Consider the following 10,413-nt stretch of genomic DNA (forward strand, 5'->3'; position numbering starts at 1 on the left):
CCCGGACCTCGCGGGCGAGCTGGCTGTTCTTGCGGGTCTCGGCGACCTCCACCCGGTTCCACAGCTTGGAGCGGTCATGGACCCACTCCGGCGCGTGGGAAGGGGCAAGGATTTCGACATGCTCGACGCCGCTGCGCGCCCGATAGTCGAAGTCCAGCCCGGTGCGCTGATCGTGGATCAGCTCGCCGGAGCGGTAGGCGGCCGCGCCCGTGGCGCTGCGCCCGGCGGAGCGGGAGATCATCGTGGCCCGCAGGTGATAGATCGCCATGAATGCGCTGCACTTCGCTAAGGGTTGAAGGGAAACGCGAGGGTTCCCTTGCCCACACAAACGCGGCACGCGTTTGTATAAGTGGGCACTTCGTGCTTGAACCCTACCGCTGTGCTCGCCACAAACGCAACAAGAACAAGGCGGCAGGGACAGCAGAAATGGCGCGCACCATCGACCAGCAGATCGCGGAGGCTCAGGCCAGGCTCGCCCGCCTCAAGACCCGCGCCAAGGCCGGGGAAACCCGTCGCAAGATCATCGTCGGCGCTATCGTAACCACCGAGGCCCTGAAGGACCCCAAGATCGCCCGCTGGATGGCCGCCACCCTGCGCAAGAACGCCACCCGCGAGGTCGACCAGAAGGAACTGACCGGGCTGCTCGCGGACCTCGATGCCAAGGCGGACGAGGCATGAGCGAAACGCCCAAGAGCCCCGCCCAGCTCATGAACGACCTGACCGACCAGGTCCGGCTGTTGCGTCATGACGTGGTCAATCTCACCGCCACTGCCACGACCAAAAAGGAAGCCGCCGCCCTGCGCGCCGCCGTCCAGGCTTCGGTGAAGGAGGCCCAGGACCGGAGCGCGAAAGTCCTCGATGCGGCCGAGCGGGTCATCGACAGAAGCTACCAGGCCAACCTCCAGGCGGCCCGGGAGGGCGCGGCCAAGGCTGTGGCCGGGCTTCAGGACGAGGTCAGGCAGGCAGCCAACCGGATGCGCCTGGAGACGCTGAAAGGCAGCCGGCAGGCCCTCTACTGGTCGGGTGGGGTGTTCGCCGTGGCGGGCGGCCTTGTCGCCTTGGGGGCCCTCCTGGGCGCTCTGGGGCACTTCTGGCTGCAGGGACGGGCCGATGCCCGGGCCTTCGGCGAGCATCCAAAGATCTTCTGCGAGGGGGCAGGCGGTGAGCTCATGACCAGCCCGGCCGGCGACGACGCCTGCGTGATCTGGCTTGAGCCGCCAGCAGCGGGAAAGTGAGCCCGCTTAGCGGGCGACCACTTCCGCAGCGTCCTGGCTGAACTGGTCGATCTTGATCTGACGGTCGGGGAATCGCGCTACGATCTCCAGCTCGCGCGCCCTATGAGTCCTGATCCTAATTCTTAAGAACGCTCGACCAGGATACCGGCCAATGTGTCGCAGTCAGGAATGGATACAGATTCCAATTTCCGGCGAAGCCCCTGTTCAGCGTAGAGAATACCGCCCTTTTGGATGTATCGGAGCACCAGACGATCCCCGGCCTTGAATGCCCATTTGCCAAGATTGTCAGCGTTAAGAGCCTTCAAGAGCGTCTTTTCGGCTTTGCAACTTGTTGAAACTCTTGCGTCTGCAAGAGCCTCTCCTTGCCGGATAAGGCGGATACGAAATCCAGCGGAAACCCCGGGCCGGCATAGTACAATAACAGAACGAATGATTCCTGGGGCATCCATTCGCAAAGCAACCGGCATATTGATCAACGGCAGTGACATGATAGAGTTCTCAAACCAAGATGATGCAGGCAACTTAATCAGCTCAAGCTTACCATTAGAGCGCACCGGCTCGACATTGATAGGGCATGCTGCGGTGCAAAGGGACTTCTGCACCATTCTGCCAATTTCTCCCGCTACCTCCTCATCTCGACGATAGTGCAATGGATCTGTATAATAATCAGCCGGAACCTGCCCCAGTTTTTCACGAAAATTTGCTGAAACATCCACCACCGAAAGACCATAGTATCTAAATAGACCTAGAGCGCGGTGGTAATATTCTGGCGTGCCTTCACGTTCTTCCACTTGTGGGATCAGCATCAATGGCAAGACTTTCCATTTATTCTGGTTCGCCATTCTCAAAAATTGCTCAAGGTTTCTAATAATGACATCGGTGTCGTAAATTCTTCTGCTATGAACAGTTTCGTTGACTCCGTATTCCCATATTACGGTGTCGCCAATTTTTGGACCATCTGGCTGCAGACACCGAAAGATTCCGCATAGCGTGGTGGTCGCACCGACAGAAAGGTTTTTGGCCTCTGGAAATTTACCCGTCCAACCGTCCCGAAACAGAGAATTTGAGCCGCCCACAATAAACAGCGTCATCCCGTCCCCTCTTTTAGACTATCGCATAGCACAAGAAGTCTCTCTAGAAACCGTAGGCTCAGTAGAAGGACAACGCTGTCAGGGGATCGGCCACCCTCCGCAAGAACGCCATTCGTGAGGTGGACCAGAAGGAACTGACCGGGCTGCTCGCCGACCTCGATGTCAAGGCGGCTGAGGCATGCCCAGGAGCGCCGCCCAATTCCTGAACAACCACCAAGAAGGAAGCCGCCGCCGTCCAGGCCTGCGCGCAAGAGGCCCATGACCGCGGCACGGAAGCCCTCAAGCTGGCCGAGCGGGTCATCAGCCGAACCTACCAGGCCAATCTGGAAGCGGCGCGGGACGGGGCCGCCAAGGCCGTGGCCGGGCTCCAGAACGAGGTCAGGGCCGCGGCCAACAGGATGCGCCTGGAGATGCTGAAAGGCCGCAGGGAAGCTCTCTACTGGTCGGGCGGTGCTTGGCTATCTTTGGCGGCCTCGCGGCTCTGGGGGCCCTTCTGGGCGCTCTCGGGCACTTCTGGCTGCAGGGACGGGCCGATGCCCGTGCCTTCGGGGAGCATCCGGGGATCTTCTGCGAGGCCGCAGGCGGAACCGTGGTGACCAGTGACGACGGCAGCTCCTACTGCGCCTTCTGGATCAAGGGCCCCTCGGAACTGCGGAAATGAGCCGCTGCACGGTCGCCATCGCCTCCTCATGGCTGACGGTGCGGCCTGCTGCCACATCCGCCACGCCGCGTTGAATACCCTCGATGATGGCCAACTCACGATCCACGTAGGTTTCCACCGCCTCGGCCGCGAGGAAGGATCGGCTGCGCCGGGTGCCCTCCGCCAGTCTCCCCAGCTTTGCCTTGAGCTGTGGATCAAGCCGGATCGTCATCGTGGTGCTGGCGCTGCTCATCACCTGTTCCTTAGCATGTGTACATCCGAACACATACCCCGTTCAGGGTTTCAGGGAAGGTCGATGCAGCCGGACCAGCGCCGCTGCCTTCGCCTCGAATTCATAGCTCACCGGCACCATCTGCGAGAAATCGTATTCGGTGAGATCGGCTTCCTCGACGAACCGCTCCGCGTCCTCATCAGAGGTCAAGACCGGCCATTTGTGTTTCATAGCTCCTGATCTCCTTCTTTCAGCCTATTCCACGCAAGCCATATTGCCCAATCAGCGGGAAACCACCTCCGCAGCGTGCTGGCTGAACTGGTCGATCTTGATCTGGCGGTCGGGGAAGCGCGCCACGATCTCCAGCTCGCCCCCCATTGCCTGAATGAAGCGGCGCAGCGTCCCGATATACATGTCGGTGCGCTTCTCCATCTTGGCGACGGACGCCTGGTTGATCTGGAGGATCGCCGCCAGCTCCTCCTGGGACAGCTTCATGGCCCGGCGCACCTCGGCCAGGGCCATTTCGCTCTCCAGCGCCTCGGACTTGGCACGGGCGCGGTCCTGCGCCTCCGGCGACATCCGGTTGCGAAGCGTCGAAAAAGAACTGCGTCCGGTCATTTCCTGATCAATCCTTCTGCCGTGAGGGCGTCGATGTGCTGATCGTAGAGGGCATCGGCCACCGGGATCATCTCTTCGTAGAACCTGTTATTCCCCGTCTTGTCGCCGCCGATCAGCAGGATCGCCGTGCGCCGGGGATCGAAGGCATAGAAAACCCGAAACGGGTTCCCGTGGCTTTGCACTCGAAGCTCGCGCATGTGGTCGTGCCGGCTGCCGTTGATCCCGCTGGAATGCGGATAGGGCAGATTGGGACCACGGGTCTCAAGGCGCTGCACATAGGCATCCACGTCCTCCTGTTCGGTCTCGGTGAGCGTGCCCCACCAGCTTCCGAACTCGTCGGTGTATTCGATTTCCCAAGCCATTGGCACATATTATGCCTCGGAGGGCATATTTCAAGCGCCATCGGCTCTCAGCCCAGCCTTTTCAGTTGCTTGCTTCCCGGTCTCGCAGGGGGAGTGGGTGATACCCCGTGTCCATCCACAGCCTGCCGGTTGGCAAACCGCTTGTCGCTTCCCCCAGACCCCCCCTAACCACCACTCTTTTGCTGGTCAGTGAGTGCGGACCGGGCGCGCTGCGTGTGAGGCTTGGGCGGCCTTGATCGCCAAAGCTTCCGAGGCCGCTCAGCTCATGCACATTCTGACAGCTTGGGCCGACGAGAGGTTAAGAAAGACTCTGTTAAGAGGTTAAAGAGTTACTGGTTTAAACACACCAAAATGTATATTGTTTTTCATGTACTTAGAAGTATGGCGGGCGGGTGATACCCCGTGTTTGGGCGGGTGATACCCCGTGTCTGGGCGGGTGATACCCCGATACCCTGAACGGGTGATACCCCGAGTCAATCCACAGATCGGGTGCTGCGGAGGCGGGTGATACCCCGTGCCGTTCCACAGGCTGTCAGTCGGTAAACCGCCTATCGCGAAACTCGACCTTCGCCGGATCAAGGCTGATGCCCAGGGTAGAGCCATCCTTCCCCGCCAAATCGTGCAGGCTGTATTCGGGCAGCGCATTACGAGCGATTGCCTTCCGCAGGTCGCGGCTGAAATCGCCAAAACTTTGTGAGGTTCCGCTGCGGCCGTGCAGGTCGCGGAATGTGAAAGCGAATCCTTGCTGCCGACCGACATGGCGCCGCGCGAGACGATAGAGGAACCGGTCAAGACCACTGGTCAGGTCGAAGTAGCGCGGCGAGATCGCTAGGATGCTGCGGTCGAGTTGGACTGCCTCGAAGAGCCAAGCCGGCAACTCGATCCATGCCCCCTTTGCCCGACCCTCCTCATCCTCCTCGATCTCGAAAGCTGTCAGAAGGTTGAACGCCCCTTGCTTCCGGCGCTTCCCGTCGAGGGCCTTGCTCTCATAGCTCACGCCAGTCGCCCGTAGGCGGTGTAGGGCTGCTTTCAGTTCGGCATAGCCCTTGCCCCCGGTATCACGTCCTACAGCCCGCAGCAGCGCGTAAGGCTGAAAGCTGATGCGCGGTGAGACGGCCAGATGCGCTTTCATGGCGGCGTTGATTTGCGAGATAGCCCAGAGCAACACGTCATAGTCCCAAATCGTGGCAACGCCGTATTCCTCGGAGGCTGTGACCAAAACGCGCTGCCCGCTTGGACCAGTCCATTCGATCCGAGTGCGCTTGTTCTTCGACAAGGCAACCAGGGGCGCGGTCATAGCCTCACGCTCATCCCGCAAAGGCACGTCACCGATCAATGCCACGAACAAGTCTAACTGACGATTGTTGCTCATGCCGCTTGAGCCTCGATCCTGGTTTCCCGCGCCATGACGTTGCGCACCGTCCCCGCATACCAGAGGCCACCCCGCACCGTCTTGATGCCCCGCGTGTTCAGCTCGTCCGCAATCCGCCGCAGAGACGCGCCGCTCCTCGCGATCTGACGAATGACGGGCAGGACGTTGGCCGCATGCAGATCCGCCTTCTGAGCGTTCTTGGCCGCGCCCTTACGGGATGCCTGCTGTTGTTCGTCCCGGCGCTTAGGCATGGACCAGCCCAGAGCAACGCCACGGGCCTTTGCCGCCGCCAAAGCTGCACGGGTGCGATCCGATATGGCTTGCGCCTCATGCTCTGCTACCGCCGCCATGACGTGCAGCAGGAAGCGGTTAGCCTCTGGCATGTCAGCGGCTGCGATCTCGACACCGCTTTCGAGAAGGTTGGCGATGAAGGCGACGTTGCGGGCGAGGCGATCAAGCTTGGCGATCAGAAGCACAGCGCCAAGTCGCTCGGCCTCCACCAAGGCGCGGGCGAGTTGAGGGCGATCCGAGCGCTTCCCGCTCTCGATCTCGACATACTCAGCCGCAATGGCGCCCTTGCCCGCGACGTGATCCGCCACCGCCTTGCGTTGTGCTTCGAGGCCAAGCCCGCTCCTACCCTGCCGATCCGTGCTGACGCGCAGGTAGGTGACAAAGAGCATGGCTGGCCTCCTGTATACGGACCCTACGCCCGTTGCGTCTTTATACATCTATCCGCTTCTACGCAGTTACGCAAACATGCAAGTACAGTCTTACGCACTTGTGCGCTTGCGCACCTGCGTAACTGCGGTAACTTCTGCCCATGAAAACGATAGTCATAGCCGCCCAGAAGGGCGGGGCCGGGAAAACCACCCTCGCCCGCAACCTTGCCGTTGCCGCCTCGCAGGATGGCCGCTCCGTCCTTTGCCTCGACCTCGACCCGCAAGGCTCACTCCGCGCATGGTGGGAGGGCCGCGAAGCGGATGCGCCGGCCATGCTTGACCGTGATCCCGCCCCCCATGCCCTAAGACCCACCCTGAACGCTGCACAGGCGCAATTCGATCTGTGCATCATCGACACCCCGCCCGCCGCACCGGAATGGCTGGCAGAGGTGCTAGGGGCTGCCGACCTGGTGCTGATCCCTGTTCGTCCCTCGCCCGACGATCTGCGCGCGGTGGGGGCGACGATTGCCGCCGTGAACGCTGCCCGCGTCCCGTTCGCCTTTGCCCTGTCGCAGACTCCCCGCGCCAAGATCACTGACGAGGCTGCTCGCGTCTTGGCGCAGCATGGCCGTGTCGCGCCGGTCAACATTGCGCAACGGGTCAGCTATGCCGAAACCGGAGCCACGGGGCAGGGCGTCACCGAAACAACAGACGGCAAGGCCGCGGCAGAGATTGCCGCTGCTTGGGGTTACGTGAAGGGGATTCTAAATGGCTAAGAAGTCCGTCGCCCTCGATGGCCTGCTGAACACCCAAAGCCGCCCGACCGACACCGGGATACCGCAACGCGGGGCCGCTTCATCAAACAACCCGCCAAAACCTGCTCCAAAGAAGCGGGAAGGGGAAAAGCGGCTGACGCTGGCCCTAGACGGCGAAACCTACCGCCGCCTGCGCCTGCATGCCGCCGAAACCGATCAGACACACCAGGACATTCTGGCTGCCGCTCTTGCGGAATACCTTAAGCGCGAGAATGCGTAATTACGTAAATGCGTATTTGCTCAAAAGGGCACCGAAGGCCGCGCAACTCGGCTGCTCGGGCGTTGAGGGAGAGGCGGTTTTCGTGCTGAACTGCCCGGACGGCCCGCCGCATCTGCGGGAAAGCTACGGGTTCTCACGGCATGACGAGCTGCGCATCCTGAAAGAGTTGGCTGCGCATCTGCCCGTCCTCTGCCCCAAGTGGAGCGAGATTCATGGAGATTTCTGAGCAGGAGTTCCAAGCCGCTGTCCTCCGGGGCGAGGAAATACGCCGGAACGGCTATGCCGTCAGCGCCGAATATGACGCCCACCAGAACCGATTGGTCGTCGGCCTGAGCAACGGCGTCGTCATCATGGTGCCCGTGCATCTGCTGGAGGAACTGGCAGAAGCCGGGGCCAACGACCTGGCCGAGATCGAGATCAGCCCGGCTGGCCTTGGCCTGCACTGGCCCCGGCTGGACGCTGATGTCTATGTGCCTGCACTCATGCAGGGCGTGTTCGGGACGCGGCGATGGATGGCCGCGCAACTCGGCGCAACTGGTGGCAGGGCAACCAGCAAAGCCAAGGCAGATGCCGCCCGTGCAAATGGGCGCAAGGGCGGACGCCCGCCCCGTTCGGCCTTGCTCTGAAGCTGAGAGGCTGAGCAGCCTGCCCTTGCCCGCGCAGACGCCAATGATCGAAGCGGGGAGGGGCAGGCGGGGTCAGTGATCCAGCCCATGATCGTGGTCACACTGCCGGTGCTGCCTCTGTTCGTGGGCTTCACGCTCGATTTCCCACTGCTGTTCCAAGCCTCAACGCTCCTTGCGACTGTCAAAAAAACTTACATAGTCATTGCCAGTGCTATCTAAGTCAGATTGTTGAAACACGCTTGCAGCTACTGGATGCCATGCCCAACTATCAACCTCCCAGCCGAAAGATAGGAATTACACTAATTTTATTTGGATTTCTTCCTGTGATCTTTATTTCCCTTTATTTAATAGGCTCCAGTCTCGGCTGTGGAAGTGGGTTTTCAACCTCCGAGATGCTAAGCTATACATCTTCGTGCGGTGCCATTTACGTTGCAGCAGCACGGTTTACATTCATAGCGATATTCGCCTGGCCTTTGGCAATCCTCTGGTCTGCAGCCTTCGTAATTTCAGGTATCATTTTTACTCTTAGATAGCCTGATGTAATGGAATTTACTGCCGCTCTAGAAGATCATCGACACTCTACTGACAGCATGTGTGGAGGCTGCCTATGACAGGTTTGATTCTTGAAATTCAGCAGGCATCTCTTGATGCAAGTGTGCCAATAGAAAACCTCCTTAGACGAGTAAAACTCGCAGCAGCTAAACTTCGCTTAGAGCAGTTGGAAAGCTGGGTTGACAACGAGCTTAACGGATATTCTGATAGACTACCCGAATATCGCAAAGTTCACGGTCAAGCTGCTGCATGGAATACCTATAATGGATGGGTTCCAATTGTGGGTAATCCTAAGCTTATGGAGATAATCAGTACTGCAAACATCGGGCAACCTATAGCTGGTTTAAGTGATTTAGTTAAGAAAGAAAAATCTGGGGGCGAAATTCATCTCCCAATGCGCGCAGAGTTAGTTAGTAGATTAAACGATATCTTTGATCATCCTACCCCTCGAATAGTCATCAAAGTACCTCGAGGAGCAATTATTGGAATTCTTGATGCAGTACGCAACAGAGTCTTAGAATGGTCGATTGAAATGGAGCGCCAAGGCGTGCTTGGCGAGGGAATGACCTTCAACACAATTGAGAGAGAGGCGGCAAGGAACGCAATGAATACTTACAATATTGGAACGATAGGCAATTTTGCTGGAAATATGGGAAGCGATAATACTTCCGGAAATATTTCCTTGCGGTCCAATGATGTTTCTGATGTTAAACTACTTATTGATCAAATCAATGCCGAAGTGCCGAAGCTAATGGAGTGCGGCGCCGGTAAGGATCTTCCAGTTTTAGTTGACGCAATGAATATAGAAATTCAGTCGCAGCAGCCGGACACTCAAAAGATGCAAGGTCTAGTCGGCGATATGCGTGCGGCACTTAGTGGGGCTGCGGGTAATATGCTGGCAACCGGGGCTTTATCCATACTATCTCAGATATCGAAGATATTGGGATAGGCTATCGCGACAACTGCTATGACCATGAGCAAGCCCCTCATGCGCTTACACTGTCTCTCTTTCTAAAGCGCTGCAATGCGCTCAAAGCGGCCATAGGGCAGGCCTGCCCCGGAGACCTTACAGATCGGAGGGGCGGGCCTGCCCGGATCGCATCTACAACCCGTGATCCAGCCCCGCGTCGCGGTGCATATGCGCCTCGCGCTCCTTCACCAGCTCCAGCTGGCGGACGCGTTCGGCCTGGTCCGCCACCTGCCGTTCCCGGTCTAGGTCACGCGCCAAGTCGTCGCGCAGCCCGCCCCCGGCGGCCTCTGCGAAGAAGTCGCTCCATGCGTCGTGCTGGGGTAGCGCTTCAAGCGCGCGCTCGGCCACCCGCCCGAGCCAGTCGCGGGCGTGGCTGGCCAGCTCTTGGGCCACGCGCCCGACCTCAAGGGCCCGCTCCCGGACATCGTGCCAGACCCGCACCGCCGCGACCTCGATCCCGCGCTCCTTGAGCTGCCACGCCCCGAGCGACAGCTGCGGCAGCGGCTCCCGGTCCAGCGCGACGGCGCGCACCCTCTCGGCCAGCTCCGCCGCCTCGTCGCCGCGCTCATGCGCCTCGGCGGCCAGCTCCAGCGCCTCCGCGCGCTGCGCCTCCAGCGTCCGGTGGTCGATCCGCAGCTCATGGCCGGCCCGCTCCAGGGCGGCGTTGCTGTCCTGCGCCCAGGCTTCCCGCCAGTCCTCCAGAACCGCTACGGCGTTCCAGTCGCGGTTCTTGGTGGTGAACCCCTCGGCGTCGATCTCGCGGGTGGTCAGCAGGATGTGGGCGTGGTGGTTGCGCTCGTCGCCGGTCAGCCCCGGCGCGTGCAGCGCGATGTCCGCGACCATGCCGCGGTCCACGAAGGACCGCTGGCAGAAGTCGCGCACCAGCTCCACCCGCGCCTCGTGGCTCAGTTCGGCGGGCAGGGCCACCCGGACCTCGCGGGCGAGCTGGCTGTTCTTGCGGGTCTCGGCGACCTCCACCCGGTTCCACAGCTTGGAGCGGTCATGGACCCACTCCGGCGCG

Annotated in this window: 16 protein-coding genes; 7 read left to right on the plus strand and 9 right to left on the minus strand. The window is 60.3% G+C overall.

All coding sequences use genetic code 11. The annotated features are described in order from the left end of the window. The coding region (locus DPQ23_RS14650; protein WP_162630783.1) for a MobA/MobL family protein at positions 1-268 on the minus strand (268 nt) is incomplete at its 3' end. Positions 269-426: 158 nt separating this feature from the next. On the opposite strand from DPQ23_RS14650, the gene DPQ23_RS14655 reads away from it, so the two are divergent. Both DPQ23_RS14655 and DPQ23_RS14660 read left to right on the plus strand, forming a co-directional pair. Further along, complete coding sequence (locus DPQ23_RS14655) at positions 427-678, plus strand: hypothetical protein (RefSeq protein WP_112875515.1); 252 nt, start codon at positions 427-429, stop codon at positions 676-678. Beyond that, positions 675-1,235, plus strand: coding sequence for a hypothetical protein (locus tag DPQ23_RS14660; RefSeq protein WP_112875516.1), 561 nt, complete (start codon positions 675-677; stop codon positions 1,233-1,235). The genes DPQ23_RS14655 and DPQ23_RS14660 overlap by 4 nt, the downstream gene beginning before the upstream one ends. 122 nt (positions 1,236-1,357) lie before the next feature. Here DPQ23_RS14660 and DPQ23_RS15550 read toward each other — a convergent pair whose 3' ends face one another. From DPQ23_RS15550 to DPQ23_RS14690, 7 genes are all read right to left on the minus strand, one after another. Further along, positions 1,358-2,326, minus strand: a complete 969-nt coding sequence (locus tag DPQ23_RS15550) for an SGNH/GDSL hydrolase family protein (RefSeq protein ID WP_162630784.1) — start codon at positions 2,324-2,326, stop codon at positions 1,358-1,360. 632 nt (positions 2,327-2,958) lie between these two features. Beyond that, complete coding sequence (locus DPQ23_RS14665) at positions 2,959-3,219, minus strand: CopG family ribbon-helix-helix protein (RefSeq protein ID WP_112875517.1); 261 nt, start codon at positions 3,217-3,219, stop codon at positions 2,959-2,961. Positions 3,220-3,261: 42 nt separating this feature from the next. Continuing rightward, on the minus strand, positions 3,262-3,429 hold the full coding sequence (locus DPQ23_RS14670; RefSeq protein WP_112875518.1) for a CopG family antitoxin: 168 nt from the start codon (positions 3,427-3,429) through the stop codon (positions 3,262-3,264). A gap of 51 nt (positions 3,430-3,480) precedes the next feature. Beyond that, positions 3,481-3,816, minus strand: coding sequence for an XRE family transcriptional regulator (locus DPQ23_RS14675; protein ID WP_112875519.1), 336 nt, complete (start codon positions 3,814-3,816; stop codon positions 3,481-3,483). Further along, on the minus strand, positions 3,813-4,178 hold the full coding sequence (locus DPQ23_RS14680; RefSeq protein ID WP_112875520.1) for a type II toxin-antitoxin system RelE/ParE family toxin: 366 nt from the start codon (positions 4,176-4,178) through the stop codon (positions 3,813-3,815). Before DPQ23_RS14680 ends, DPQ23_RS14675 begins: the two co-directional genes overlap by 4 nt. Positions 4,179-4,710: 532 nt before the next feature. After that, entirely contained in the window at positions 4,711-5,550 is an 840-nt protein-coding gene (locus DPQ23_RS14685) for a replication initiator protein A (protein WP_112875521.1), read from the minus strand. Next, a complete protein-coding gene (locus tag DPQ23_RS14690; RefSeq protein ID WP_112875522.1) occupies positions 5,547-6,230 on the minus strand; it encodes a recombinase family protein in 684 nt (227 codons plus the stop codon). Before DPQ23_RS14690 ends, DPQ23_RS14685 begins: the two co-directional genes overlap by 4 nt. Before the next feature lie 140 nt (positions 6,231-6,370). On the opposite strand from DPQ23_RS14690, the gene DPQ23_RS14695 reads away from it, so the two are divergent. From DPQ23_RS14695 to DPQ23_RS15560, 5 genes are all read left to right on the plus strand, one after another. After that, entirely contained in the window at positions 6,371-6,985 is a 615-nt protein-coding gene (locus DPQ23_RS14695) for a ParA family protein (protein WP_112875523.1), read from the plus strand. Further along, positions 6,978-7,244 (plus strand): CopG family transcriptional regulator, encoded by a 267-nt coding sequence (locus tag DPQ23_RS14700; RefSeq protein ID WP_112875524.1) that lies wholly within the window; start codon positions 6,978-6,980, stop codon positions 7,242-7,244. Before DPQ23_RS14695 ends, DPQ23_RS14700 begins: the two co-directional genes overlap by 8 nt. Further along, positions 7,237-7,470: a DUF4160 domain-containing protein gene (locus tag DPQ23_RS15555; protein WP_162630785.1), complete on the plus strand. Its 234-nt coding sequence runs from the start codon at positions 7,237-7,239 to the stop codon at positions 7,468-7,470. Before DPQ23_RS14700 ends, DPQ23_RS15555 begins: the two co-directional genes overlap by 8 nt. Further along, positions 7,457-7,870, plus strand: a complete 414-nt coding sequence (locus tag DPQ23_RS14705) for a DUF2442 domain-containing protein (protein ID WP_112875525.1) — start codon at positions 7,457-7,459, stop codon at positions 7,868-7,870. The genes DPQ23_RS15555 and DPQ23_RS14705 overlap by 14 nt, the downstream gene beginning before the upstream one ends. A 607-nt stretch (positions 7,871-8,477) precedes the next feature. After that, positions 8,478-9,371: an AbiTii domain-containing protein gene (locus DPQ23_RS15560; RefSeq protein ID WP_162630786.1), complete on the plus strand. Its 894-nt coding sequence runs from the start codon at positions 8,478-8,480 to the stop codon at positions 9,369-9,371. A 153-nt stretch (positions 9,372-9,524) separates the two neighbouring features. On the opposite strand, the gene mobQ is transcribed toward DPQ23_RS15560, so the two are convergent. Further along, a partial coding sequence (gene mobQ, locus DPQ23_RS15790; protein WP_205961479.1) for a MobQ family relaxase occupies positions 9,525-10,413 on the minus strand: 889 nt, incomplete at its 5' end.

Origin of the sequence: Paracoccus endophyticus (assembly GCF_003286075.1) — a bacterium.
GTDB lineage: Bacteria > Pseudomonadota > Alphaproteobacteria > Rhodobacterales > Rhodobacteraceae > Paracoccus > Paracoccus endophyticus.

Coding starts and splice junctions, on each gene's coding strand:
- DPQ23_RS14685 (WP_112875521.1), bottom strand. CDS start 5,550: ATGAGCAACAATCGTCAGTTAGACTTGTTCGTGGCATTGATCGGTGAC.
- DPQ23_RS14690 (WP_112875522.1), bottom strand. CDS start 6,230: ATGCTCTTTGTCACCTACCTGCGCGTCAGCACGGATCGGCAGGGTAGG.
- DPQ23_RS14705 (WP_112875525.1), top strand. CDS start 7,457: ATGGAGATTTCTGAGCAGGAGTTCCAAGCCGCTGTCCTCCGGGGCGAG.
- DPQ23_RS14665 (WP_112875517.1), bottom strand. CDS start 3,219: ATGAGCAGCGCCAGCACCACGATGACGATCCGGCTTGATCCACAGCTC.
- DPQ23_RS15550 (WP_162630784.1), bottom strand. CDS start 2,326: ATGACGCTGTTTATTGTGGGCGGCTCAAATTCTCTGTTTCGGGACGGT.
- DPQ23_RS14655 (WP_112875515.1), top strand. CDS start 427: ATGGCGCGCACCATCGACCAGCAGATCGCGGAGGCTCAGGCCAGGCTC.
- DPQ23_RS14680 (WP_112875520.1), bottom strand. CDS start 4,178: ATGGCTTGGGAAATCGAATACACCGACGAGTTCGGAAGCTGGTGGGGC.
- DPQ23_RS14695 (WP_112875523.1), top strand. CDS start 6,371: ATGAAAACGATAGTCATAGCCGCCCAGAAGGGCGGGGCCGGGAAAACC.
- DPQ23_RS14700 (WP_112875524.1), top strand. CDS start 6,978: ATGGCTAAGAAGTCCGTCGCCCTCGATGGCCTGCTGAACACCCAAAGC.
- DPQ23_RS14660 (WP_112875516.1), top strand. CDS start 675: ATGAGCGAAACGCCCAAGAGCCCCGCCCAGCTCATGAACGACCTGACC.
- DPQ23_RS15555 (WP_162630785.1), top strand. CDS start 7,237: ATGCGTAATTACGTAAATGCGTATTTGCTCAAAAGGGCACCGAAGGCC.
- DPQ23_RS14675 (WP_112875519.1), bottom strand. CDS start 3,816: ATGACCGGACGCAGTTCTTTTTCGACGCTTCGCAACCGGATGTCGCCG.
- DPQ23_RS14670 (WP_112875518.1), bottom strand. CDS start 3,429: ATGAAACACAAATGGCCGGTCTTGACCTCTGATGAGGACGCGGAGCGG.
- DPQ23_RS15560 (WP_162630786.1), top strand. CDS start 8,478: ATGACAGGTTTGATTCTTGAAATTCAGCAGGCATCTCTTGATGCAAGT.